This window comes from Catonella sp. (assembly GCF_052169795.1).
GTDB lineage: Bacteria > Bacillota > Clostridia > Lachnospirales > Lachnospiraceae > Catonella.
In genome coordinates, this window is sequence record NZ_JBQNBU010000031.1 from 1 (window position 1) to 24,784 (window position 24,784).

A 24,784-nucleotide genomic window follows, 5' to 3' on the forward strand; every position below is an offset into this window, starting at 1 on the left:
TAATTTATGCAAAATTTGTAAAAAGTAACTTCCATACCGTAGCTAAAATAAAAAAATTAAACTTAGGTATGGAAGTTACTTTTGCAATTCACCTCTTTCATACTCTTTCCTATTTATGTTATAATATACTATCACATTTCAATCTTAGCTAATGGAGGTAATATGAACTTTTACGGACTGATAATCGGAGCAGCTACATTTTTGTTAATAGGCTGTTTTCATGTAATTGTAATCAAGGGAGAATATTATTTTTCTAAAAAAATCTGGCCTCTCTTTCTTGTGGTAGGAATAGGCACTCTTTTGCTCTCACTTTTTATAGATAATTCTATTATAAGTGCTCTTGTGGCAGTCTTTGGAATCTCCTGCCTGTGGAGCATAAAAGAACTCATAGAGCAGGAAGAGCGTGTAAAAAAAGGTTGGTTTCCTAAGAATCCAAACCGCAAGGAATAAAGAATAAGGCAAGAACCACTAAGTCATAGCTTATGGTTCTTGCCTTTGTAACAACGGTTTTTATACTTTTAAATCATGTTAAGCCCAAGGATCTTTTGCTTTAGGTATTCTTATCCCCATAAGCACCGATGATTGTTCCCAAAGAAATCATAAGCCACCTCCCTAATCTGACATTAAATTGTTTTTATTTCCTGTAAATGCTGTGTAACCTGAACCGGAGACATAAGTATCCTACCTGTTCCCCTATATACATTTACAAGCCCTTCGCCTGATGCAGCTGAACCTATAAGTGATTTTCCTGATTTTTCAACTGTAAAATTGAGGCTTGCAGACCAAGCTACAGCGAGATTGCCATCAATCTTAATTACATCATTATTCAGCTCTATTTCTACAAGCTCTTCCTCCGGAACTGCAGACTCAAGTACAACAAATCCCGTTCCCATAAGTCCAAGGTTAAAAAGACCCTCTCCTCCTAATGCCGCACTTGAAAGATTATTTCTGGCTATCGCTTTATGCTTAACTTCCGTGTCGCAGGCAAGGAACATTCCGTCCTCTACCACTATCCCTCCATTCCAGTCATCAAGGTCGATAATCAGATAGTGCTTATAGCTTGGCTCCAAAACCAGCATCCCCGTGCCCTTGTATTCCGGTTTTATCGCACTTTCTCCTGTAACTGCCCCTCTTATCATTTTACTTACAAAGTCTCCGGCTCCCTTTATACCTGTAGTTGCATTCACATCTCCTAACATCCACTGCATAGCTCCCGCCTGAATTGTGACGGATGAATTATTCAAATTAGCAACTACCTGCCTTCTCCTTACTCCCATCTGTGCATCAAAATATGCCTGCGCAGCTGTAAACGAATCAACTGAAAGATCTCTTTGGTATTCAACCACCTGAAAAATACCTGCTTCTTTAGTCACTCTTACATCATCATTGTTAGTAAAATTTTTAATACTGTAACTCATAATATACTCCTCCTTTATGTTAATTATATATATTATAACCTTATTGGATAAAACTTTCCATAAGACATTTGTAAATATTTGTACAACAGCTATTGACAGTTATATTATATTAGTGTATTATATGTTTAGTACACTAATATAATAGTTATACAGAAAGGATAGTCATGAAAACAATAAAAAAAATCTTAAAAGTATGTGGAATTACTATTTTAACAATCGCCCTGCTTGCAGGTCTTGCAGATGCTACTTGGGTATTTGTACCGCAATTTTTATCGGCTCATAAAATTGCAGACACCAACGCTTTAGCAAAAAATATTGAAGACTTATCAATCCCTAACAGCACCAAGGTCATCGCTTTCGGCGAAGCTACACATGGCAATAAAGAATTTCAAGAACTGAAACTTGATGTATTAAAACTCTTAGTAAACACCTCCAAGGTAAGGAGTTTTGCCTTAGAAGCTGACTGGGGTGAGGGTATGGCTATCAACAACTACATACATGGCGGAAACGGTAATGTTAATGAACTTGTAAAGAGCCTCTCTTTTTCTATCTATCACACGCAGGAGATAGCTGATTTAATTCAGTGGATGAGGGAATACAATGATAGGGCTTCCGAAAATGAAAAACTTAATTTTTATGGTTTTGATATGCAAGACCCTGACAAAGACTTAGGTTTCATTGTAGATTTTTGCAAGAAAAACGATATACTTCCCGATGTTGATTTGGAACACTCCTTACTGCCTATAACAAAAGAAAACTCCTCTCGCAGCTTGGATACATTGAATAAAATATCAAGTATAATTACTGAAAAATATTCTACAAAGACTGAACAGGCTAAAGCCGCTCCTTATTTACAGGCAGTAAATGTTTTTATTCAAAGTATTGAATACTATGAGGCTATGATTTCAGACCCGATGAAGTCTTTCACCTTAAGGGATGAGTTTATGGCTAAAAATGTACAGTGGATTCAAGAATACGAAGAAAACAGAGGAAATTCTCAAATTCTAATCTCTGCACATAACGGACATATCTCCTTTTCTTTGCCTCTATATGTAAATATGGGACATAAGTTAAAGGAAGAGTATAAGGATGGATATTTTGCCATAGGTTCTGATTTTTACAATACCTCTGTCAATGTGCCTGACCTTAATAACAATCGCACCAGAACCATAGCTGATTTTTGCTCATCGGATATTTTAGCTTATCAGGCTAAATACCATAACAACAAATATCTACTTCAGTTTTCAGACACAGCAGGCAAGGATGATAAAATAAGCAGTCTGATTAACTCTCCTCTTAACATGGGAAGCCTTGGTGAAGAATATTATTTTTATATGAATTTTTTACCTACAACTTACATTATAAGAGAGACTCCAACTAAACTGTATAATGCAATGATTTTTCTATATGAAACTACACCCATAGATATTTTAGAATAATACTTTTTCATTTTTTTTAATAAAAAATCATATATTTTGCAAATTTTCTAGAACTTTGATATATTGCTCATAAAACCTTGAAATAACGGCAATTATTCATTATACTCAGAATTGAAGGAATCAACCACTTCAACAAAAAATTTTATTAAACCTATCACATCAAAAAAGAGCATCTGCAGGACAGTTGCTCTTTTTTATGAATTTTTATGAGTAACAAGTCTCAGTTTCCATCAGTCCATTTTAGAAATATCCATTATTTTACCACCAATTCTTGCTCTTTTGGCCCAATAACCTATCTTATAAATGATTGCCGTGATAATCGCTCCAAGCACCCAGGCTATTACCAAAGAATAATAAATGCTTCTCGGCTCTCCTGTAGGCAGAGTTTCACTTTTCGTGAAATATGCCATCCCATAGGCTATGGGAAGTCTTATAAGTGTTGTTGTTATCAAGGCTATCCACATAGGTGTCATTGTATCTCCCGCACCCCTTATCGTCCCTGAAAGTATCTGATTGATAGCAACGCCTATATAGCCTATAGACAGTATACACATCATTTCATAGCTTACATTTATTACCTCTTCAGTATTAGTAAATAAGCCCATTAAGGTTTTACCGAATGTAAGAATAAGCCCTACCAAAACAACCGAAGTTGTAACTCCAATCTTAAGCCCTTCCTTTGTACCCTGTCTCATCCTGCCTATCTTTAGCGCACCTACATTCTGACCTGCATAGGTGGTCATAGCTGTACCAAAGGTAAAGTTAGGAAGCATAGCAAAGCCGTCCACCCTCATTACAACAGTGGATACTGCTATGAACACAGTCCCAAAGGTGTTTGTTAAGTTTTGAACAAAGATTGCCGCTACCGCAAATAACGCCTGTGTAATACCTACCGGAAGTCCAAGCCTTATAAGCTGCTTTGACAGCTTTCCATCAAGCTTAAATGCATTGATGTCCAAAGTAAGTACATCCTTCATTTTAAGCATTCTAAGATAACATAGGACTGCTGAAATAATCTGAGAGATAATTGTTGCATAAGCTGCACCAGCAACTCCCATTCCAAGAGAGCCTACAAATACGAGGTCGAGGACAATATTAGAGATGGTACATATTATCAGGTAAAAGAGGGGCATAACCGAATCTCCCATCCCTCTTAACAGACCTGAGAGTATATTATAGTAACTTGTTCCCATAATTCCAAGACAGCTAATCATAGTATAGCTGACTGCCATATCAAGTATTGCCTCCGGTGTCTGCAAAAGTTCCAGAAACGGTCTTATAAACAAGACTCCCATCACCATAATAAATGCACTTATTATAAAATTTAATACAATAGCATTACCTATAGTCTTTGAAAGTCTTTCCTTATTTTTTGCACCAAAATACTGCGAAACCAGAATACCGGCTCCCATTGATATTCCTATAAATAAAACCATAAGCAGGAATACTAGGGCTCCACTGGCTCCAATAGCCGCCAACGCCTCATCTCCTACATATTTTCCAACAATAATCGAATCAACCGTACTGTAAAGCTGTTGTGCAAAGTTTCCTATCAGAAGAGGAATTGAAAATTCTATCAGTCTTTTACTTGGACTCCCTTCTGTCATATCTCTTGCACCACCAAGCTTCTTTAATAACTTATCTTTTATTCCCATATTTACCTCCGTTTTTCAACAAAGTGCATTTCCTACACATATTTCTCGGAGAAATTTTACCGGTGAATTAACAAAACAGCCTGTTATCATAACAGGCTGTCATTTATATGCGCGATGTAAAGGAAAAGGGCTTCTCACTGCCTAAATGTCAACTTTTTACTAATTAGCCTACCAATTTAGACGTATTTATTTTGATACCAGGGCCCATTGTAGAAGCAATTGTTACACTTCTTAAATACTGACCCTTAGCTGAAGCCGGCTTTGCCTTTATTATAGCGCTCATAAGTGTTGTGAAATTATCTGCGAGCTGCTCTTTAGTAAAAGATGCCTTTCCAACCGGTACATGTACAATATTTGCCTTATCAAGACGGTACTCAATCTTACCTGCCTTAATATCCTTAACGGCCTGAGCAACATCCATAGTTACTGTTCCTGCTTTAGGGTTTGGCATAAGTCCCTTTGGTCCGAGTACACGACCAAGACGACCAACAACACCCATCATGTCAGGAGTAGCTACTACTACATCAAAATCGAACCAACCTTCATTCTGAATCCTTGGAATGAGTTCCTCACCACCAACAAAATCTGCACCTGCTGCCTGAGCCTCATCAAGCTTTGCACCCTTAGCGAATACAAGCACACGAACAGTCTTACCTGTTCCGTGAGGAAGCACAACAGCACCACGAATCTGCTGATCAGCATGACGACCGTCTACACCAAGTCTGATATGTGCCTCGATGGTTTCATCGAATTTAGCCACAGCTGTCTTCTTTGCAAGATCTACTGCCTCTTCTGTATCGTAAGCCTTAGTCTTTTCAACAAGCTTAGCTGCGTCCTGATATTTTTTTCCTCTTTTCATTATTAAAACCTCCTGTGGTTATCTAACTCTTCGACCTCTTATTATGGGGGTCTCCCACTCATGCTAAATAACTAATAAAAATTAGTCTTCAATAACAATGCCCATGCTTCTAGCGGTGCCGGCTATCATACTCATTGCCGCCTCAATGCTTGCTGCATTAAGATCCGGCATCTTAAGCTCTGCTATCTTCCTTACCTCAGAAGAAGGAATCTTAGCTACCTTATTCTTGTTAGGTACACCTGAAGCAGTCTCAATCTTAGCCGCCTTCTTTAAAAGCACCGGAGCCGGAGGAGTCTTTGTAACAAAACTAAAACTCTTGTCTGCATATACAGTAATTACTACAGGGATAATCATACCCTCATCCTTAGCTGTACGAGCATTAAACTCCTTTGTAAACTGGACAATATTAACACCATGCTGTCCAAGTGCAGGTCCTACAGGAGGGGCTGGAGTAGCCTTCGCTGCAGGAATCTGTAATTTTATATAACCTTCGACCTTCTTAGCCATATCATAACCTCCGTTAAATCTTATTGATATCTGTGAAACTAATTTCTACCGGCATTTCCCGAGTCATGGAATCAATATTTATAGTCACGAGCCTCTCTTCAAGATTGACTTCAATAACTTCACCTTCTTTATCTTCCCAAGAACCCGCAATTATCCTTACCCAATCTCCAACTTCTATATCAGCTTCTACCAAATCATTCGGTTCTTTCAGCATCTGAGCAATCTCTTCTTCTGAAAGAGGTACCGGCTTGGATCCCGGCCCTACAAACCCTGTAACACCTCTTATATTACGAATAATGTACCAAGTGTCATCTGTCATTTCCATGTTTATAAAAACATAGCCCGGGTAGAGTTTTGTTGGCTTAGGTTTAGCTTTTCTGCTTTCCTTCCCCACTTTAACTGTTGTAATATTTTCAACCGGTACAAGAACTTCTTTAATCTTGTCCTCTAAGTCTCTACTCTTTATAGTCGCTTCAATGTCATCTTTGACTGCATTTTCATATCCTGAATAAGTATGCACCACATACCAATTAGTTTCTGCCATATAATCACCTTTTTTCAATATTAAAGAACACCATTGATTACATACTGGATGCCCAAATCAAGAAGGGCTACTGCGCCTCCAAGTACAATAGTAGTTGCTATTACCGCAACCGACTCTTTTGTAAGGGACTCTTTGCTTGGCCAGATTATCTTATTAAACTCCGACTTGACTTCCTGAGAAAAATTAGCCTTAGCGGCATTCTCATTAGCCTGATTCGCCTTGTCTCCCATTCTACATTCCTTTCAACTAAACACAATTACTTTGTTTCTTTGTGTAAAGTATGTCTCTTGCAGAATCTGCAATACTTCTTTGTTTCCATTCTTTCAGGATGAAGCTTCTTCTCCTTCATCGTATTGTAGTTACGCTGTTTACACTCTGTACATGCCAGTGTGATTTTAACTCGCATTAATTTCACCTCCGCTTTAAAATTACCTTGTTTTAGGCATAAAAAAAAGACCTCTTTCATCTCGCTATATCAATATAGCACAGAAAGAGCAAGTAGTCAATATTTTTTATATAATATGAAATTTCTTTGAAATTCCATATTATATAAAAACTCACTGTGTATAAGTACACAATTTTTACTCGCTTCTTTCCTTGCCCCAAAAAAATACCGCAACAGTTCCCGGTCCTGAATGGCTTCCTATAGTAGTTCCTATATTGTTTATAAGCACCTTACCTTTTATCTGACTAAAATTCTCTTCTATAAGCATAGCTACCTGCTGTGCCTCCTCTAAGCAGGCAGACATAGAAAGATAACATTTATCCGAATAGCCGTATCCATCATCAGCCAATTTTTCCATAATCTCTATTATTCTTTCGTAAACTCTTTTCTTTGTCCTTATTTTCTCTCTAAGCTTAAGCTTACCCTCAGCATTCACTGTAAGAAGAGGACAGATGCTTAACATATTTCCAAGAAAACCTTCCGCCTTTGAAATCCTTCCTCCCCTTACATAATAAGTGAGATCTGTTGAAAAAAACCAGTGATTTATTCTAAGCTTATTAGCCTCTGCAAAATCTCTGATTTCATCTATACTCCGACCGGAATCTCTCAAATCTGCAAGCTTATCCATAAGCAGCCCTGTACCTGAAGAAGCTGCCAAACTGTCTACTATATAAATTTTTCTTTCCGGGTATCGGGACACAAGTTCATTTCTTGCTATCATAGCAGAGTTAAAAGTTCCTGTAATCCCCGAAGACAATGTAAGGTGTAAAACATCCTTTCCCTGTCTTAAAAATTCTTCAAAATAATCTTCATATTCCTGCACACTTATCTGTGAAGTACTTGTCACCTTACCTTCAGCCATCTCACCATAAAATTTATCTATAGGCATCCTTCCATCATCCAAATATTCCACTCCATCCAGTGTAAAATGAAAAGGTATTGTTTTTATTTTCCTATTCTCATAATGAGATGCTGATAAATCTGCCGTTGAGCAGCAACTTAGTACAAAATCACCCATACGACCTCCTCCTCAAGCAATTATTTCATTGCTCTGATTTCCTTAACTCTAATCCCCTTTTTTTCAAAAATTTTTCTAAACCCCTCTAACTTCGTTTTCGGCACTTCTACAATAAGCCTGTCAATTCTTGACATTCCCTTAAACATACTTTTATCAATATCTTCAATATCGGCATCTAAAATAATTTTCCTTAATCCCTTTAAATCCGAGAAAGCACTATCGCTTATTGAGTTTACAATGATTTCTGCATCGTTATATTCCGCTTTCTTAGGAATGTATATAAGTGTTGTGTTTTTATTTACAGCTCCTGTAAGTTCGGCATAAGCCTTTCCTTCATCTATATCTGTAACAACGAAGTTAAGACCCCCATCATCAAATTCATCGTCTTCTTCGATATTTTCCTCCCTGTTCTCATCTGTATCTTCGGCATCTTCATCATCAATATTTTCTTCTACCTCAGAATCCGCTTTCTCAGAATCAGTTTTCTCTGCTATCTTTACTGCATTCTCCGCTTCTGCTACTTCTTCCAAATCACTTAATGCAAATAAAAAAGCAAATATAACTATCGCCATAAATTTCATCTTATTTAGCTTATTCATTTCACCACATTACTTCCTTATTGTTATCAAGATGCTAAAATCTCATATCCGTCTTCTGTAACTGCTACGGTAACTTCCCACTGTGCTGAATATGAGCCATCCTCCGTATACACAGTCCATTCATTAGACTCATCTATGAAAATATCTGCTTTTCCTTCATTTATCATAGGCTCAATAGTAAACACCATACCCGGAGCAAGCACGTAGCCTGTATTTTTCTTACTTACATAGCTCACCCAAGGATCTTCATGAAAGTCTATGCCAACTCCATGTCCTCCTATTTCCCTTACTACAGAGTATCCATGCTTCTTTGCAAAGTCATTGATAACTTGCCCCACATCACCAAGACAAGCCCAGGGCTTAACTGCAGAAAGTCCTATGTCTATAGCTTCTCTTGCCACTTTTACAAGCTGTCTGTCCTCAGGGAGCACATCTCCTATCAAAAACATTCTTGAAGCATCCGCATAAAAACCCTTGTATATAGTAGTTACATCTACATTCACTATGTCACCGTCCTCCAATATATCATCCTCTGAAGGGATACCATGGCAGACCTGATCGTTTATAGATGTACACACACTCTTAGGAAAGCCCTCATAATTAAGAGGGGCAGCTATACCTCCAAATCTCGCTGTTGCTTCTACAACGATAGAATTAATTTCTTCCGTACTCATTCCAAGTTTAATCTTTGCTGCAACCTCATCCAATATAGCATTATTTACCTTACCTGCTTCTCTTATGCCATCTATCTGCGCAGCATTCTTTATCATCTTATGAGTTGGAATCTTCCTGCCAAGAGCTTTAAGTCCCGCCATTTTTTCATCGAAACTTTGGTGACAGTGCTTATACTTACTGCCACTTCCACACCAGCAATCATCATTCCTTCCTATCTTATTAAAAAACATTTCTCTACCTTCATTCTTTTCATTAGCCGTTACTAACCGGCCATTTAAAACTATACTTTTTTTAAGTACTAAAGTCAAGCTATTAATATGCTGTTTCATCCGAAAGCTTATATTTTTCTTTATACCCTTCAAACTTAGCAATAAACTCCGGACTGTTGCTGTTTTTTAATTCGTTCAGATAGCCATGTGTTTCAAATGATGAAGTCTTACTCTGAATTATGCAAACCGCAATATTGGAGCAATGGTCTGAAACTCTCTCACAATTTGAAATAATATCCGTTAAAAGTATACCAAGCTCTGCACTGCAAACCCCCATCTGAAGCCTCTTTATATGTCTGTCCTTCATTTCCTTGGTAAGTCCGTCTATTACCTGTTCAAGAGGTTCTATCTCAGCTGCTTTTCCTGCATCATCCTTTGCAAAGCATTCCACTGTCATATCAAGAATTTCTGCAAGAGCCTTATGCATTATCTTAAAATCTTCAAGGGCTGATGCCGAGAACTTAAGTCCCTTATCATTCATCTGCCTTGCTATCTTATTGATGTTGATAGCATGGTCACCTATCCTCTCAAAATCATTGATGGAATGTAACATTTCAAATATAGTATTTCCTTCAACGGTATTCACTTCTTTCGAAGACAGTTTAATAAGAAAAGAACCTATCTCATCTTCCAAATAGTCAAGACTTGCTTCATCCTTCTTAATTTCTTCACTTTTTTTATTGCTGAAGGCTTCAAAATTTTCTAAAGTCCTTACAATATTTACATTTGCAAGGCGGCTCATTTCTTTTACCTTACTCCTTGCCTGAGAAATCGCAAGCCCCGGAGAAAGCAAGAGTCTCTCATCAAAAAGCACTTCTTTCTCCGCCTCTTTTTCTGCTCCCTCATCCTTAACTACCGTATATGCCACCTTAAGTAAAATCTTACTAAACGGAAGCAGAATACAGGTAGTAAACAGGTTAAAGCTTGTATGGAAAATTGCTATCGCAATAATACTTATAGGCTGATCAAATATTGCCAACTTAACAAGGTATCTTAATAAGAAATAAATAACCAGACAGACAGCCGTACCTATAATATTAAAACTTATATGTACTATCGCAACTCTCTTTGCATCCCTCTTAACCCCTATGGAAGAGAGAAGGGAAGTCACACAGGTACCTATGTTTTCACCCATGATTATAGGTATCGCCATACCGAAGGTAATGGAGCCTGTAAGGGAAAGTGCCTGTAACACACCGACTGACGCAGCAGATGACTGGATAATTCCCGTAAACACAGCACCTATCAGCACACCTATTATCGGATTGTTAAATGCAGTAAGCACCCTTGTAAACTCCGGCATCTTTGCAAGTGGAGACATTGAGTCACTCATCATTCCCATTCCATGCATAAGAAGAGCAAACCCTATTAATATTGTACCGACATTCTTCTTTTTCTGTGTCTTACATGCCATCATCATAAATGCACCGATTATAGCCATAATAGGTGCAAAATTGGCAGGTTTTAACAAAGAAATAAAAAAATTTTCAGTTTGTATGCTGTTTAACGACAAAAGCCATGAAGTAGCGGTCTTTCCAACATTTGCTCCGAATATAACAAATATAGTCTGGGAAAGGGTAATTATCCCCGAATTTACAAGACCAACGAGCATCACAGTAAGTGCTGACGAAGACTGTAAGGCCACAGTAATGGACACACCCAAAAAAAGGCTCATATATACATTGGAGGTCAGCTTTCTAAGCATAGTTTCAAGCTTTCCTCCGGCAACTTTTTCAAGACTGGAGGAAAGAACATTCATACCAAATAAAAAAAACGCAAGTCCACCAAGCAACGAAAAAACAGAATAAATAGTCATCTTATTATCTTTCAAGCCTTCCTTTATAATCCATAATACCACCAATATTTACAACTTTTTCATAGCCCAATTTAACAAGTCCTGCTGCCATCCTTTTACTCCTGCCGCCGCTATGACAATATACATATATAGGCAGACTCTTGTCCGTAAACATAGATTCAGCTTTTTCAAACCGGCTAAGAGGAAGATTCTTGCTACCCTTAATATGTCCTCCTGCATATTCATCTGCCTCCCTTGCATCAAGCAATATTGCCCTTTGCTCACTCTGATACTGTTTAAGTCCCTCATTTATATCAGGACTTCCTAAAAAATCAAAAACTCCCATTTTTGCTCCTTTCATAAAATAAATAAGTTTTCTTAAAATTTAACCTACAAGCTATTTATGCTTATACCCTGTGTACATTGCCAAAGCAAAACAGATTGTGGCTGCTACTGCCCAAAATTTATGATGTTTCATATGTTCCCTCCTTTTAATAATAACTCGTCTACCTTCCCATTATAACAAAAATATATGCTTTATACAATTACAGTATGGCAACTCTTTTCATAAATTTTCTAAGAAGATTTACATTACCATTATACTGATATCCATCTATCCCACATTCGTAAGCTCCCCTTACATTTTCCGCAAGATCATCTATAAAGAAACATTCTTCCGCCTTCAGTTTATAAGTGTTAAGAACATAGTCAAAAAATTCTCTGTGAGGCTTTACCTCCTTAATATCTGCTGAAACTATCTTTGCGTCTAAAAGCTTAAAAGCCTCTATACTATCCTCATATTTGTGGAAGGAGTCAGCCGCATTTGAACAAAGAAAAAGCCTGTAACCCTTATTCTTCAATTCTTTTATAAGTTCATACATATCAGAATTTTCAGTCTTATGTTTATACCAGGTATAAATCACCTCTTTCGCAAGGGCATGATACTTTTCATCCAAGTCTTTTATTATTTCTTCATAAATACCTTCTTCTGTAAGCTCTCCCTTATCCGACTTCCCCCAAGCTTTGGTATAGACTATCTTGTATTTTAAAAAATTAATCAACTTAACATCCTTTGTATACATAGACAGAATATAATCTGGCGAAAAATCCATGATTACATTGCCCATATCAAATAAAATATTTTTGTACATAAACACACCTCTTTACCAAAATACTCATTTACCGCATAGATTCATTTTAACATAGATTAAACTATTTTAAATAGATTAATTTTAAAAATAAAATAAAAGCCTGTCAGACTACTATTGTAGTAGTCCGACAGACCGAATCCGAAAATCATATTCTATTACAAATTAAGTTTCTTTTTCATAATCACAATGCTTATAACGGACATAATTGATATGCCAATAACCTCAAGCCCTATTCCCCAACAAGCCATTACATTGAACATATCACCCGGAAGACTGTAATTTTCAAATATTTTCTCTGATACGCCGGATTCAACAAGTGATACAATTCCAATAGCTCCTGTTATTTCCAAGGCGGTTGTTATTAACCAGTAAACAATTATTGTACCTGCAACAGGGTGTGCCTTCCAGTTCTGTCCTATAGATATACAAAGGAAGATAAGTGCAAAGGCTGCAAAAACTGCAAGAGTTCCTCCCAATACCGCAAGAAAATATGTTAATCCTGTTATATGAAACTCTTCCGATACCTTAAACCAGTCATCTAACGAGGTATTGCCTGCCGATAAAATTTCATTTACAATCCTTACAAATGGATAGCCAAGGCTTACTAACGCTGTGATAACTGTACCTATACTTGAAGATATAAGCATCGAAAAATAAATCGCAGTTTTTTTAACTGGTAAGGTATGTGTCAAATACCCTTCAACAGAATAGACTTTTTTGTAATATCTTATTGCAAACACTAAAACCATTATAATGTTCACTGCAAAAATTGATAACATATAAATTCCTGCAAAAACACCGAAGATATTTTCAAATACACTTCCTACAAGCACTCCTGAAGTATAAATCTGTTCAAACACTACCGAAAGCAGGTGCATTCCTAAAACAATTACATTCACCAACAAAAGCAGTTTTCCTATATTTCTAAATTCATTTTTCATTAATTTATAGAACATGCAAACACCTCCCTAAATAATCCGTCTATGGATTTTCCTTCCTTCTCTCTTATGTTTTCTGCACTATCATTTAATACAATATTTCCATCTTTAATAAATACTACATCGTCAAGAATCTTTTCTATTTCAGAAATAAGATGGGTTGCTATAATAACTGTTGCACCCGGATTTATATTGTTTAATATAGTTTTTAATATATATTCCCTTGCCGCAGGGTCAACTCCCGCTATCGGTTCATCAAGTACATATATCTTAGCCGCCCTGCTCATCACCAAGATTAACTGAGCTTTTTCTCTGTTTCCTTTTGAGAGAAATTTGAACTTCATATCAGGGTCTATATCCAGGCTTCTTAACATTTCAAATGCTTTGTCTTTATTAAAATCTGCGTAGAAGTCTGCAAAAAGTTTTGTACATTCAGTAAAGCTCATCTCATCGCCAAGATAGTCCTTATCAGGTAAATATGAAACTACCGACTTTGTTTCTATCCCCGGGAGATTGCCTTCTATCCTAAGTTCTCCTGATGTAGGAGTAAGAAGTCCGTTTAACATCTTAATAAGGGTAGTCTTTCCACTTCCATTAGGTCCTAAGATTCCAACTATCCTACCCTCTGCCAAGCTTAAATTTATAGCATTTAAGGCTGTTTTCCTTCCATATCTTTTTGTAAGTGTCTTACACTCTATTGCATTTCCCATTTTACTGTCCTTTCTCTTTTAATCTCTGTAATTTGCTATTAAATTCTGTATCTCTTCTATACTATAACCAAGTTCCTTCATATAGGTCATGCACCTCGATATTTCCCTTTCAGCCATAGTTTTTTTTGTTCCTTTAATCTTTTCTATATTCTCTGTTACAGTCCTACCTGTACTCCTCATCGTTACCAAAAGCTCCTCTCTTTCAAGTTCGCTAAGTGCTTTCTGCATTGTATTTGCATTTACTTCCGCTTCTGCTGCAAGTTCCCTTACTGAGGGAATCCTTTCTCCTGCCTTATACACCTCAGTAACTATCCTTCGCCTTATTTCGTCCATCAGCTGCGGATAGATAGGCAGCCCTTCATCCAGTGACCACGCCATAATTTCCTCCTTTGTAATATATTATTCCGTCCTATTGTTATGTTGTATTATGCACTTAATACATTATCATACTCATACATCTTTGTCAATAACATTTTTATACTATTTTTATTAAGATTTATAAAAAAAAACAGTAAATCTGCTTTTTGATTTACTGTTTTCTTCTAAATCTATATATTATTTAACTTCGTATATCCATCCCTCAGGAGCAGGAAGTCTTCCCATCTGAATACCTGTAAGGGTATCGTAAAGCTTCTTTGTCACAGGTCCCATTTCCTCTGCACCATACCTAAATGCAATTTCCTTACCATGGTCTACTACTCTCGCAACGGGGCTTATAACTGCCGCAGTTCCACAAAGACCACATTCTACAAAGTCACCTAATTCACTTAAATATACTTCTCTTTCTTCCACCTTCATACCAAGAATCTGCTCTGCCACATAAAGAAGAGAACGCCTTGTAATAGATGGAAGAATAGTATCCGACTTAGGTGTAACTACTGTACCATCCTTTGTAATAAAAAGGAAATTAGCACCTCCTGTTTCCTCTACCTTTGTTCTTGTAGCAGCATCCAGATACATATTTTCTGCATATCCTTCGTTATGTGCTACCACAATAGGGTGTAAACTCATAGCATAATTAAGTCCTGCCTTTATATCTCCTGTGCCTCTCGGTGCAGCTCTGTCAAAATCACTCACCTTTATGGAAATCCCCTTAGTCCCTCCTTTGAAATAATGGCCTACAGGCGTAGCAAACACTCTAAACTGATATTCATCAGCAGGTTTCACTCCTATAACCGGACTTATTCCAAAGGCATAAGGTCTTAGATAAAGTGTAGCACCATATCCAAACGGAGGTACATAGGCTTCATTTGCCTTAACCACCTTTAGCACGGCATCTACAAATCTGTCTTTACTAAATACAGGAATTTCAAGCCTTCTACAAGATTCTTCAAATCTCTCGCCATTTAAGTCAGGTCTGAAAGTAACTATCCTTCCATCTTCAGTAGTATAAGCCTTAAGCCCCTCAAAACAGGTCTGTGCATATTGCAATACTCCTGCACACTCACTCATTATAATCTGATCATCATCTATAAGTCTTCCCTCATCCCAAACTCCATTTTTATAATCCGACACATATCTTTTATCTGTCTTAATATATCCAAAACCGATATTTGCCCAATCTATCTTTGCCTTGTCCATGTTTACCTCCCAAATATAATTGTAGACTTTTCATTCATCTTTTAATCTAACATCCATAGCTCTAGCTGTCAACAAAGCTTAATATTCGTTATAGCTAATATAACCTGATAAAATAGCCAATTTTATACTACTATTTGTAGAATAAAAGTAGAATTAACTTTCCTACAACAAACCTAATTGTCCTGCCACAGCCTTTGGTACATAGGCCTTAACTCTTATACCGTCTCCCTCATATTCTTCATGTAAAAGCTGTCCTTTCTTTCTTATAACTGATATTTTGGAAGTATCTGCATAAGGCAAAACCCTGTCTATAAGTACCTTACCCTCTCTTAAAATCTCTGTAATTTTAGCTAAAACCTCATCTATTCCTTCTCCTGTCTTAGCTGAACCCTTAATTAGAGCATCCGCATTTAAATCTTTAATTATATTTTCATTTTCTATTTTATCCTGTTTATTTAAAAATGTTATAACAGGCTTACCTATAATTTTTAACTCGTCAAGGGTAGAGTATACCACCTTCATCTGCTCTTCTACTTCAGGATTTGAGGCATCAGCCACATGAAGAATTAAATCAGCATACTTCGCCTCTTCAAGGGTACTCTTAAATGCATCTACCAAGTTATGCGGTAGCTTGCTTATAAACCCTACCGTATCAGTAAAGAGTACCTCTTCTCCATCAGCTATTTTAAGGCTTCTTGTTGTGGGGTCAAGTGTTGCAAAAAGTTTATTTTCAGCCAAAATTCCCGCATCAGTAATTTTATTCAAAAATGTTGACTTTCCTGCATTTGTATAACCAACTATCGCAATGACAGGAATTCCATCTGCCACCCTATGCTTCCTTAAGGTATCTCGTAAACTTTCTATTTTTTCTATTTCAATACGAAGTTTACTTAATCTTTCTCTTATAGCCCTTCTGTCCGTTTCTAACTTAGACTCACCCGGTCCCCTTGTTCCTATACCTCCTCCAAGCCTTGAAAGATTCTTTCCAAGACCTGTAAGCCTTGATGAACGATATTTAAGCTGAGCCATCTCTACCTGAAGTTTTCCTTCATTAGTCATGGCATGGGCTGCAAATATATCAAGAATTACCAATGTTCTATCCAGCACCTTTACTTCCAGTTCATCTTTAAGGTTAGACAGCTGTGCCGGAGAAAGTTCATCATCACAGACTATTCCATCTGCTTCAAGTTCCGCAACCAATTCCCTTATTTCTTCTACCTTTCCCTTGCCTACATAGGTTGCCTTGTTGATATTTTCTAAATTCTGTATGATATTTCCTACCGACTCACCTCCCGCCGTCTCAACAAGTTCAGCAAGTTCTCTTAGGCTTTCTTCCATCCTGTCTTTACCTGTTTCTACACCTACTAAGATGAATTTTTCTTTTTTTTCTGATGTTTGTATCATTTACCCTCCTATTTCTCCTTCCTTGTTGAAAGAAAAATAACCTCTCTCTTCATCTTCGCATCCTCAGGATATAGCTTTGTATACTCCATAGCAGCCTCATATGCTTTAGCATAGTCTGTAACCTTTTCATAAAGAACTACTTTTTTTAACATAAGCTGTTTCATTGCGGATATGTCTTCCAAAGCTAAGCCCTTAATAACATAGTTTAGAGCATCTTCATACCTATCTTCCTTTATAAGACAGTCTGCCATTCCATCATACCATCCTGAAATAGTCACCTTACCCATGTCCTGCTCATATTTTTCAAAAAGCAATTTAGCTCCGTTAAAATCATTTTCTGCCATAGCAAGCTTTGCAAGGTAGTATGAACTTTCAAAGATTCCCTTAGTATAGGCTGTATTCAGATACTCTTTTGCCTTGTCCTTATTACCTCTTAAATACTCTAAAATACCTGCTTTATAGCTGCTAATATCATCAGTTATTTTTATACCTGCTGCCTTATTAAGTACTTCTAATGCTTTATCCTTTTCTCCTTTTGCGGATAAAATTTCATACTTACCAAAATAAGCATCAAAGTTATCCGGCTCTTTTTCTATTGCTAAATCAAATTTTTCTGCTGCCTCCACTACCTTCCCCATAGCAAAATAAACTTCAGCAAGTTTACTGTAAAGACTTACATCCGGCTTCTTTATCTTTAACATTTCCTCATAAATACTTGCTGCACTGCCATAATCACCAAGCTTCACCTCTGTAAGTGCAATATATTTCTTAATATCCTCATCTAAGACGGCTATTTCTTTAATTGCAGAAGCACTTGCAAATTGTAAAAGTGCTTCCGAGTATTTTCCCAGTTTAAGATATGCTATTCCCTTTCCTCTAAATAATGACTTATTATTCTCCCTTACTATCTGATTATCCTTAGGCGAATATCCCTTATCAAAATAATTGACAGCCTCCTCGTAATTTTCAAGTCCTATATTTGCAAATCCCGCAGCTATATAAAATTCTGCTCTTTCAGAGTTTTTCTTAATAGCCTCTTCATATGCACCAAGTGCCTCTTCATATTGATTTTTCTCCATATATCCATTGCCGGATTTAAAGTATGAATTGGCGGAAGCACCACTACAGGCTGTTAAAAATATAACAATTATAATTGCAGTCATTCTATACAATTTTTTTATAATCATTTTATACCTCCTCTGAATTACCACATAATAGAGTTACCTTTAATAGGAATTTAAGATAAATCTCCTGTTTAACAAAAATCAGAGGCACATATATGTGCCTCTACTCCAGACTCTATGTAAAATCACATAGCCACTTTACAATCAATTTAAAATTATTCTTGATACTTTAAATAATTATAGCACTGAGAATGGAGTTTTTCCAGTCCTCAGTGCTATTTATTTAACAGGAAATCAAAACCTTTATTATTTAGTTTTTCTTCAATCTTCCAAGCTGTTCCTCAACCTGCTTCATCATTTCTGTATATTTTGCAAGTTTCTCTTTCTCCTCATTTATCTTGGCTTCAGGAGCTTTGGATACGAACTTCTCATTGTTTAACATACCGTTTGAACGGGCAATTTCGCCTTCAAGTCTTTTATGTTCTTTTTCCAAACGTTCGATTTCCTTATCTATGTCTACAAGGTCACTAAAAGGCATATAAATAACAGCCTGTGAAATTACCGCTGATACAGCATTTTCATCTATTCCTGCCTTATCAGCCTGTACCGCTACTTCCCCTGCATAAGAAAGACTTGCAAAGAATTTCTCACCCTCCGTAAATACCTTTCTTACTTCTTCTTTATCGGCAACCACTATAACCTTTGCCTTTCTTGAAGGTGGTACGTTCATATCGGTGCGGACTGCTCTTATACTCTTTACAGCCTCTTTGATAAGAGCCACTTCCGCCTCTTCTTTTGCAAAATCCCACTCTGCCTTAAATTCAGGCCAGGCAGAAATCATTATGCTCTCTTCCATAGCCATCTTAACCGCTTCGTTCGGCTCATTTTCACGAAGTGCCTGATATATTTCTTCCGTAACAAAAGGCATAAATGGATGCAAGAGTTTAAGCATATTAATTAAAACAGTTTTAAGTGTAAATAAGGCTGCCGCCTTTGTCTCATCAGTATCGCTGTAAAGACGAGGCTTAACCATCTCTATATACCAGTCGCAGAACTCTTCCCAAATAAAGTCATATACCTTCTGCACTGCTATACCAAGCTCAAAAGCATCCATATTTTCTGTCATTTCTGCTGAAAGCCTGTTAGCCCTGCTAAGTATCCACTTATCTGCAGGAGTAAGTGCTGAAAGCTCAATGTTTGCAGGAACTTCGGCTGCATCAAGGTTCATCATTATAAATCTTGAAGCATTCCATACCTTGTTTGCAAAGTTTCTGCTTGCCTCTACTCTTTCATTGTAGAAACGCATATCATTTCCCGGTGCATTACCTGTAATAAGGGTAAATCTAAGTGCATCTGCACCGTATTTATCTATGATTTCAAGCGGATCTATACCATTTCCGAGCGACTTACTCATCTTACGTCCAAGTGAATCTCTTACAAGTCCATGGAACATAACGGTATTAAACGGTGCTTTTCCTGTATGCTCAAATGCTGAAAATACCATTCTGATTACCCAGAAGAATATGATGTCATAGCCTGTTACAAGTACATCTGTAGGGTAAAAATACTTGTATTCAGGTGTTTCATTAGGCCAACCAAGGGTTGAAAATGGCCAAAGTGCTGAAGAAAACCAAGTGTCAAGGGTATCTTCATCCTGTCTTAAATGAGCCTTGCCGCACTTAGGGCAAACCTTAGGCTCTTCTTTTGCAACTATAACTTCACTACAATCTCCACAGTACCAGGCAGGTATCCTATGTCCCCACCAGAGCTGTCTTGAGATACACCAATCTCTTATATTGTCTGTCCAGTTAAAGTAGGTCTTATCCATTCTCTCAGGAATGAGTTTGAGTTCGCCTTTCTTTACAGCTTCACTTGCAGGCTTAATCATTTCATCCATTTTTACGAACCACTGCTCTTTAATAAGTGGTTCAACTACGCTGTGACAGCGGTAGCAGGTACCTACATTGTGGCTGTGGTCTTCAATTTTTCCAAGAAGTCCGAGGCTGTCTAACTCTTCAACTATTTTCTTTCTTGCCTCATATCTGTCAAGCCCTGCATATTTTCCACCATTTTCATTTATCGTAGCATCATCATTCATAATGTTGATTTCAGGCAGGTTATGGCGTTTACCTACTTCAAAGTCGTTAGGATCGTGGGCAGGAGTAATCTTAACAACACCTGTACCAAATTCCATATCTACATAGCCATCCTCTATAACAGGGATTTCACGCTCCGCTATAGGAAGCCATACTGTCTTTCCTTTAAGATAGGTATATCTTTCATCCTCAGGATTTACCGCTACCGCAGTATCTCCGAGCATTGTTTCAGGACGGGTGGTCGCAAATTCAAGGAAATTGATCTTACTTGGCTTTCCGTCTTCCATTATAGGATATTTAATATGCCAGAAATGTCCGGCTTTTTCCTCATGTTCAACTTCTGCATCTGAAATGGATGTATTACATACAGGACACCAGTTTACAAGTCTTGAGCCTTTATAAATAAGTTTTTTATCATAAAGTTTTACAAATACCTCTTTAACAGCTTCAGAACAGCCCTCATCCATAGTAAAGCGTTCTCTCTCCCAATCACAGGACGAGCCAAGCTTCTTAAGCTGAGATATAATTCTTCCGCCGTATTCTTCCTTCCATTCCCAAGCACGCTTTAAAAAGCCTTCTCTTCCCAGTTCTTCCTTTGATGTGCCTTCTTCTTTAAGTTTTTCTACTATCTTAGCCTCTGTAGCTATTGAAGCATGGTCTGTTCCTGCCTGCCACAATGCCTCAAAGCCCTGCATCCTCTTAAAGCGGATAAGAATATCCTGCATGGTATTATCTAAGGCATGTCCCATGTGAAGCTGTCCGGTAATATTAGGCGGCGGCATAACTATGGTAAATGGCTTCTTATTAGGATTTACTTCTGCATGGAAATATCCTTTTTCAGTCCAGTTATGATAGATTTTATCTTCGATTTGTTTCGGATCGTAGGTCTTTTCAAGTTCTTTTTTCATGAATTTCTCCTTTTGGTTTTGTATAATAGATAGTGTGCGTAAGCACACTTCGCGCGCGAGCGATGCCGCAAGGCAAACTTCGCTATCGCGAGCTGTGCATCCCTCGGAGAGTTTTAAATTTAACAGGGAATTTCAAAGAAATTTCCTGTTAAATTTAAAAACTCCCACCCCAAGCCTTAGCTAAGGGCGAGAGTATATCCCGCTGTACCACCTTATTTTATGATAAAATTTTAACATTACGCTTAAAATCATCACCTTTACTTCCATAACGGGGAAGCCGTCATCTCCTAATCTGCATACCGCACTTTCTCAGAGATGCTGTTTGAAAGCTACCTTCATCCCTTCTTCCTAAGATTTTGCACCGACCAATCTCTCTCTGATAAGAATACAGAATTACTCCTCTTTCGCACTACATTTAGAATCATGATAACGAATTGAGGCAGATTTGTCAAGCCTGTTTTATGAAACAAAACCTTACTTTTTCCCCCATCTATTAATGATGGAAGAGTCTCATCCCTGTAAAACTGAGTACCATGTTATACTTATTACATACTTCTATTACATTGTCATCTCTTATAGAGCCTCCCGGCTCAGCAATATATTTTACTCCACTCTTATAAGCTCTCTCAATGTTATCTCCAAATGGGAAGAATGCATCAGAAGCAAGGGCTACATTTTCATTTTTCTTAAGCCATTCCTTTTTTTCCTCTCTTGTAAATACAGGAGGTTTAACTTCAAAAAACTTCTCCCATACACCATCTTTGAGCAGATCTTCACTTTCATCTCCCACATAGAGGTCTATTGCATTGTCTCTGTCTGCCCTTCCTACATTTTCAAGGAATTTGAGATTAAGTGTCTGTGGAGCCTGTCTAAGCCACCATACATCTGCCTTGCTGCCTGCAAGCCTTGTACAATGAATACGGCTCTGCTGCCCTGCCCCTATTCCAATAGCCTGTCCGTCTTTTGCATAGCATACTGAGTTTGACTGGGTGTATTTAAGAGTAATCATGGCAACAATAAGATCATTAAGCGCTTCCTTAGGAAGATTTTTATTTTCACTGACAATATTCTTAAAAAGTTCCTCATCTATCTTAAATTCATTTCTGCCCTGCTCAAATGTAATACCAAAAACCTGTTTTTTCTCAACCGGCTCCGGTTTATAATTTTCATCTATCTGAATAATATTATAATTGCCTCTTTTCTTACCCTTAAGAATTTCAAGTGCTTCTTCAGTATATCCCGGTGCTATGATTCCGTCTGAAACTTCCTTTTTTATTACCATAGCCGTATCTAAGTCACATACATCCGAAAGTGCTATAAAATCGCCAAAGGAAGACATCCTGTCCGCTCCCCTTGCTCTTGCATAAGCACAGGCTAAAAGGCTCATTTCACCCATATCCTCTACTCTGTAAACCTTCTTCAAATCTTCTGTAAGTGGCTTACCTATAGCAGCTCCGGCAGGAGATACATGTTTAAAACTTGTTGCTGCAGGCAGTCCTGTAGCCTTCTTAAGCTCCATAACAAGCTGAATACCATTGAAGGCATCTAAAAAATTAATATATCCCGGTTTTCCACACAGTACCTTTACAGGCAACTCAGCTCCATTTTCCATAAATATCCTACTTGGTTTCTGATTAGGATTACAGCCGTATTTAAGTTCCATTTCATTCATTTTAACTCTCCTTCAGGCAATTACTTATTTTTATTTATTATCCTTGTTTCATATTTTCCTGTCTTTATATCTATAAATCTTGTAAATAATGACACCTTATTGGCTTCATTCAGGCTATTCCAGATATTTTCTGTAAATTCATCTATATTGCCGGAAAGTTCTACTCTCACAGGCTCACCCTCAAAACTTGGAAGCGGTTCAATATCTTCCTTATAAGTATGGATGAATCTTCCTTCACCCTCCGGCATGTTATCATAATCATAAAAATATCTGTTACAACAATCCGGATTGCCATCATTACTTTTAAGTATGCTCATTCTAAAATGAAGTTTTTCTTTTTCAACATCCACTATGGCTGAGATTCTAGGGGTATAATTTGGTGCGTCCGGCTCAAATTCTCTGCTCATAAGAGCTTTATTAAAGCATTTTCCGTTAGTCATAAAATCATAGATGGTATCAGTCTGGTCTCCGTTTGTAATTATGGTTTTCTTGTCTATTACCTTAACCGGTGAATATATAATAAGGCTTGGATCTGAAAGTTTAGTTTCATCAAAAGCCTCTGTTCTTATTCCTTCACCATCTTCTACAAAGATTCTGTTTCTACTGTTTTCACTTCTTCCCATAATAAAATAGGCTGTAACAGCATATTTCCCATCTTTACTCTTACCCACAACTATCCCTCTGCCGGGATAAGTTTTAGCAGCCAGTACTTCACCGATTGAAATCATAATACCCTCCTAAAGATTTGCTTCAAACACTTTTCAGTATATATTTCAAAATTATAATAAGCTTTACTTAAGAATAACACAGTTTTTATTAGTTTTCAATATGAATTGTTCTTTATATTTCCTTATGGGTTTTATTCCACTAATTTTTGTATTATAATTATACAGTCATTAAAAGCATAGATGAATGGAGCGTTTTATGGAAAATAACAGACAAAAAATAAATTTCACAAAAATGCATGGCTGTAAAAACGATTATCTTTACATAGACTGTACTAAACATGAGCTAATTAACCCTGCAGAAATATCTGTTAAACTGTCTGACAGGCATACAGGAATCGGAAGTGATGGCATCATCCTCATCTGCTCTTCTCAAGTAGCTGATTTTAGAATGAGAATTTTCAATGCAGACGGTTCAGAAGCTGAAATGTGTGGAAATGGTATCCGCTGTGTAGGAAAGTTTGTCTATGATTTCGGGCTTACTGATAAAGAAGAAGTCAGTATAGAAACCGGAGTTCGCAGTGCTGAAGAAGAAACAAAGGGAATCATCCCTGAAAACCGTATAAAAGTATTACAGCTTAAGGTCGAAAATAAAGAAGTAACGGCTGCTACCGTCGATATGGGAAGACCTATCCTAACTCCAAATGAAATCCCTGTTGTATCAGCCAAGGATGAATTCATAAATGAGCCTGTAAATATAGAAGGAAAAGACTGGTATTTTACCTGTGTTTCAATGGGTAATCCACACGCAGTAACCTTTGTAGATGACACAAAGAGCCTTGACCTGCCTGCTATCGGTCCAAAATTTGAATTTAATGAGATTTTCCCAAATCGTACCAATACTGAGTTTATAAAGGTAATAAGCCGAACCGAGCTTGAGATGCGTGTATGGGAACGTGGTTCCGGTGAAACCCTTGCCTGCGGTACGGGAGCCTGTGCCTCAGCTTATGCCGCCATATTAAATAATCTTGCGGAAGATGAAGTAACCGTACATCTTTTAGGCGGAGATTTAATTATAAAATATGACCGCCCTTCAGAACATATTTTTATGACCGGACCTTGTGAAACTGTATTTAGTGGTAGCGTTGTAGTCTAAAATGATGTGGGGGTCAAAAGTATTTGACACCCAATGAAACATATATAAATCCCAATATACCTTTTGGCTAAGTTTGATAAATGTTTTAATTTTGTCTATTTTGTACATTAAACTTTCCAAACTTTGTGCACTTTGTCATTGTCTGAAAATTCAAAA

The 24,784-nt window shown here is 37.3% G+C and carries 25 protein-coding genes and 1 other annotated feature; of the genes, 3 read left to right on the forward strand and 22 right to left on the reverse strand.

The annotated features are described in order from the left end of the window. Positions 1-162 precede the first annotated feature (162 nt). Positions 163-450, forward strand: a complete 288-nt coding sequence (locus ACTTKP_RS06285; protein ID WP_442553055.1) for a DUF4491 family protein — start codon at positions 163-165, stop codon at positions 448-450. Positions 451-623: 173 nt separating this feature from the next. On the opposite strand, the gene ACTTKP_RS06290 is transcribed toward ACTTKP_RS06285, so the two are convergent. Next, positions 624-1,418 carry an AIM24 family protein gene (locus ACTTKP_RS06290; RefSeq protein WP_442553056.1) on the reverse strand — a complete coding sequence of 265 codons (795 nt, stop codon included), beginning with the start codon at positions 1,416-1,418 and terminating at the stop codon, positions 624-626. 164 nt (positions 1,419-1,582) lie between these two features. On the opposite strand from ACTTKP_RS06290, the gene ACTTKP_RS06295 reads away from it, so the two are divergent. Then, positions 1,583-2,857 (forward strand): erythromycin esterase family protein, encoded by a 1,275-nt coding sequence (locus tag ACTTKP_RS06295; protein ID WP_442553057.1) that lies wholly within the window; start codon positions 1,583-1,585, stop codon positions 2,855-2,857. Between the two features lie 230 nt (positions 2,858-3,087). Here ACTTKP_RS06295 and ACTTKP_RS06300 read toward each other — a convergent pair whose 3' ends face one another. The 21 genes from ACTTKP_RS06300 to ACTTKP_RS06400 all read right to left on the reverse strand — a co-directional run bounded on the left by ACTTKP_RS06300 (position 3,088) and on the right by ACTTKP_RS06400 (position 23,535). After that, positions 3,088-4,512, reverse strand: coding sequence for an MATE family efflux transporter (locus ACTTKP_RS06300; RefSeq protein WP_442553058.1), 1,425 nt, complete (start codon positions 4,510-4,512; stop codon positions 3,088-3,090). 163 nt (positions 4,513-4,675) lie between these two features. Continuing rightward, a complete protein-coding gene (gene rplA / locus ACTTKP_RS06305) occupies positions 4,676-5,371 on the reverse strand; it encodes a 50S ribosomal protein L1 (RefSeq protein ID WP_442553059.1) in 696 nt (231 codons plus the stop codon). A gap of 81 nt (positions 5,372-5,452) precedes the next feature. Further along, positions 5,453-5,878 (reverse strand): 50S ribosomal protein L11, encoded by a 426-nt coding sequence (gene rplK, locus ACTTKP_RS06310; RefSeq protein WP_442553060.1) that lies wholly within the window; start codon positions 5,876-5,878, stop codon positions 5,453-5,455. A 13-nt stretch (positions 5,879-5,891) separates the two neighbouring features. Continuing rightward, complete coding sequence (gene nusG, locus ACTTKP_RS06315; protein WP_442553061.1) at positions 5,892-6,422, reverse strand: transcription termination/antitermination protein NusG; 531 nt, start codon at positions 6,420-6,422, stop codon at positions 5,892-5,894. Positions 6,423-6,442: 20 nt separating this feature from the next. Beyond that, positions 6,443-6,652, reverse strand: coding sequence for a preprotein translocase subunit SecE (secE, locus tag ACTTKP_RS06320; RefSeq protein ID WP_442553062.1), 210 nt, complete (start codon positions 6,650-6,652; stop codon positions 6,443-6,445). Between the two features lie 26 nt (positions 6,653-6,678). Beyond that, entirely contained in the window at positions 6,679-6,828 is a 150-nt protein-coding gene (gene rpmG, locus ACTTKP_RS06325; RefSeq protein WP_023356034.1) for a 50S ribosomal protein L33, read from the reverse strand. Between the two features lie 175 nt (positions 6,829-7,003). After that, positions 7,004-7,885 carry a DegV family protein gene (locus ACTTKP_RS06330; protein WP_442553063.1) on the reverse strand — a complete coding sequence of 294 codons (882 nt, stop codon included), beginning with the start codon at positions 7,883-7,885 and terminating at the stop codon, positions 7,004-7,006. A gap of 20 nt (positions 7,886-7,905) precedes the next feature. After that, entirely contained in the window at positions 7,906-8,484 is a 579-nt protein-coding gene (locus ACTTKP_RS06335; protein WP_442553064.1) for a hypothetical protein, read from the reverse strand. Between the two features lie 26 nt (positions 8,485-8,510). Continuing rightward, complete coding sequence (locus ACTTKP_RS06340) at positions 8,511-9,389, reverse strand: methionyl aminopeptidase (protein WP_442553065.1); 879 nt, start codon at positions 9,387-9,389, stop codon at positions 8,511-8,513. An 82-nt stretch (positions 9,390-9,471) separates the two neighbouring features. Then, a complete protein-coding gene (locus tag ACTTKP_RS06345; RefSeq protein ID WP_442553066.1) occupies positions 9,472-11,259 on the reverse strand; it encodes a Na/Pi cotransporter family protein in 1,788 nt (595 codons plus the stop codon). Further along, complete coding sequence (locus ACTTKP_RS06350; protein ID WP_442553067.1) at positions 11,249-11,569, reverse strand: rhodanese-like domain-containing protein; 321 nt, start codon at positions 11,567-11,569, stop codon at positions 11,249-11,251. Before ACTTKP_RS06350 ends, ACTTKP_RS06345 begins: the two co-directional genes overlap by 11 nt. Before the next feature lie 199 nt (positions 11,570-11,768). After that, positions 11,769-12,374, reverse strand: a complete 606-nt coding sequence (locus ACTTKP_RS06355) for an HAD family hydrolase (protein WP_442553068.1) — start codon at positions 12,372-12,374, stop codon at positions 11,769-11,771. A 155-nt stretch (positions 12,375-12,529) separates the two neighbouring features. Continuing rightward, the gene (locus ACTTKP_RS06360; protein ID WP_442553069.1) at positions 12,530-13,330 is read right to left on the reverse strand and encodes a hypothetical protein; all 801 of its coding nucleotides are present in this window, start codon (positions 13,328-13,330) and stop codon (positions 12,530-12,532) included. Further along, positions 13,315-14,022, reverse strand: coding sequence for an ABC transporter ATP-binding protein (locus ACTTKP_RS06365; protein WP_442553070.1), 708 nt, complete (start codon positions 14,020-14,022; stop codon positions 13,315-13,317). Before ACTTKP_RS06365 ends, ACTTKP_RS06360 begins: the two co-directional genes overlap by 16 nt. Before the next feature lie 18 nt (positions 14,023-14,040). Further along, complete coding sequence (locus ACTTKP_RS06370; protein ID WP_442553071.1) at positions 14,041-14,400, reverse strand: GntR family transcriptional regulator; 360 nt, start codon at positions 14,398-14,400, stop codon at positions 14,041-14,043. A 177-nt stretch (positions 14,401-14,577) separates the two neighbouring features. Further along, a complete protein-coding gene (locus ACTTKP_RS06375; protein ID WP_442553072.1) occupies positions 14,578-15,603 on the reverse strand; it encodes a branched-chain amino acid aminotransferase in 1,026 nt (341 codons plus the stop codon). 162 nt (positions 15,604-15,765) lie between these two features. Next, the gene (gene hflX / locus ACTTKP_RS06380) at positions 15,766-17,007 is read right to left on the reverse strand and encodes a GTPase HflX (protein ID WP_442553073.1); all 1,242 of its coding nucleotides are present in this window, start codon (positions 17,005-17,007) and stop codon (positions 15,766-15,768) included. Between the two features lie 8 nt (positions 17,008-17,015). Then, a complete protein-coding gene (locus ACTTKP_RS06385; protein ID WP_442553074.1) occupies positions 17,016-18,194 on the reverse strand; it encodes a tetratricopeptide repeat protein in 1,179 nt (392 codons plus the stop codon). Between the two features lie 247 nt (positions 18,195-18,441). Further along, positions 18,442-21,135 (reverse strand): valine--tRNA ligase, encoded by a 2,694-nt coding sequence (locus tag ACTTKP_RS06390; RefSeq protein WP_442553075.1) that lies wholly within the window; start codon positions 21,133-21,135, stop codon positions 18,442-18,444. 179 nt (positions 21,136-21,314) lie between these two features. Continuing rightward, positions 21,315-21,554: a binding site (T-box leader), on the reverse strand. 74 nt (positions 21,555-21,628) lie between these two features. Further along, positions 21,629-22,807, reverse strand: coding sequence for a phosphoribosylaminoimidazolecarboxamide formyltransferase (locus ACTTKP_RS06395; protein ID WP_442553076.1), 1,179 nt, complete (start codon positions 22,805-22,807; stop codon positions 21,629-21,631). 20 nt (positions 22,808-22,827) lie between these two features. After that, positions 22,828-23,535, reverse strand: a complete 708-nt coding sequence (locus ACTTKP_RS06400) for an IMP cyclohydrolase (protein WP_442553077.1) — start codon at positions 23,533-23,535, stop codon at positions 22,828-22,830. A gap of 217 nt (positions 23,536-23,752) precedes the next feature. Between ACTTKP_RS06400 and dapF the strand changes: the two genes are divergently transcribed. Further along, a complete protein-coding gene (gene dapF, locus ACTTKP_RS06405; RefSeq protein ID WP_442553078.1) occupies positions 23,753-24,628 on the forward strand; it encodes a diaminopimelate epimerase in 876 nt (291 codons plus the stop codon). Positions 24,629-24,784: the final 156 nt, after the last annotated feature.

What these genes read in the sequence shown, in the direction of transcription:
- ACTTKP_RS06285 (WP_442553055.1), top strand. Translation starts at nt 163, where the DNA reads ATGAACTTTTACGGACTGATAATCGGAGCAGCTACATTTTTGTTAATA.
- ACTTKP_RS06290 (WP_442553056.1), bottom strand. Translation starts at nt 1,418, where the DNA reads ATGAGTTACAGTATTAAAAATTTTACTAACAATGATGATGTAAGAGTG.
- ACTTKP_RS06295 (WP_442553057.1), top strand. Translation starts at nt 1,583, where the DNA reads ATGAAAACAATAAAAAAAATCTTAAAAGTATGTGGAATTACTATTTTA.
- ACTTKP_RS06300 (WP_442553058.1), bottom strand. Translation starts at nt 4,512, where the DNA reads ATGGGAATAAAAGATAAGTTATTAAAGAAGCTTGGTGGTGCAAGAGAT.
- rplA (WP_442553059.1), bottom strand. Translation starts at nt 5,371, where the DNA reads ATGAAAAGAGGAAAAAAATATCAGGACGCAGCTAAGCTTGTTGAAAAG.
- rplK (WP_442553060.1), bottom strand. Translation starts at nt 5,878, where the DNA reads ATGGCTAAGAAGGTCGAAGGTTATATAAAATTACAGATTCCTGCAGCG.
- nusG (WP_442553061.1), bottom strand. Translation starts at nt 6,422, where the DNA reads ATGGCAGAAACTAATTGGTATGTGGTGCATACTTATTCAGGATATGAA.
- secE (WP_442553062.1), bottom strand. Translation starts at nt 6,652, where the DNA reads ATGGGAGACAAGGCGAATCAGGCTAATGAGAATGCCGCTAAGGCTAAT.
- rpmG (WP_023356034.1), bottom strand. Translation starts at nt 6,828, where the DNA reads ATGCGAGTTAAAATCACACTGGCATGTACAGAGTGTAAACAGCGTAAC.
- ACTTKP_RS06330 (WP_442553063.1), bottom strand. Translation starts at nt 7,885, where the DNA reads ATGGGTGATTTTGTACTAAGTTGCTGCTCAACGGCAGATTTATCAGCA.
- ACTTKP_RS06335 (WP_442553064.1), bottom strand. Translation starts at nt 8,484, where the DNA reads ATGAATAAGCTAAATAAGATGAAATTTATGGCGATAGTTATATTTGCT.
- ACTTKP_RS06340 (WP_442553065.1), bottom strand. Translation starts at nt 9,389, where the DNA reads ATGTTTTTTAATAAGATAGGAAGGAATGATGATTGCTGGTGTGGAAGT.
- ACTTKP_RS06350 (WP_442553067.1), bottom strand. Translation starts at nt 11,569, where the DNA reads ATGGGAGTTTTTGATTTTTTAGGAAGTCCTGATATAAATGAGGGACTT.
- ACTTKP_RS06355 (WP_442553068.1), bottom strand. Translation starts at nt 12,374, where the DNA reads ATGTACAAAAATATTTTATTTGATATGGGCAATGTAATCATGGATTTT.
- ACTTKP_RS06360 (WP_442553069.1), bottom strand. Translation starts at nt 13,330, where the DNA reads ATGTTCTATAAATTAATGAAAAATGAATTTAGAAATATAGGAAAACTG.
- ACTTKP_RS06365 (WP_442553070.1), bottom strand. Translation starts at nt 14,022, where the DNA reads ATGGGAAATGCAATAGAGTGTAAGACACTTACAAAAAGATATGGAAGG.
- ACTTKP_RS06370 (WP_442553071.1), bottom strand. Translation starts at nt 14,400, where the DNA reads ATGGCGTGGTCACTGGATGAAGGGCTGCCTATCTATCCGCAGCTGATG.
- ACTTKP_RS06375 (WP_442553072.1), bottom strand. Translation starts at nt 15,603, where the DNA reads ATGGACAAGGCAAAGATAGATTGGGCAAATATCGGTTTTGGATATATT.
- hflX (WP_442553073.1), bottom strand. Translation starts at nt 17,007, where the DNA reads ATGATACAAACATCAGAAAAAAAAGAAAAATTCATCTTAGTAGGTGTA.
- ACTTKP_RS06385 (WP_442553074.1), bottom strand. Translation starts at nt 18,194, where the DNA reads ATGATTATAAAAAAATTGTATAGAATGACTGCAATTATAATTGTTATA.
- ACTTKP_RS06390 (WP_442553075.1), bottom strand. Translation starts at nt 21,135, where the DNA reads ATGAAAAAAGAACTTGAAAAGACCTACGATCCGAAACAAATCGAAGAT.
- ACTTKP_RS06395 (WP_442553076.1), bottom strand. Translation starts at nt 22,807, where the DNA reads ATGAATGAAATGGAACTTAAATACGGCTGTAATCCTAATCAGAAACCA.
- ACTTKP_RS06400 (WP_442553077.1), bottom strand. Translation starts at nt 23,535, where the DNA reads ATGATTTCAATCGGTGAAGTACTGGCTGCTAAAACTTATCCCGGCAGA.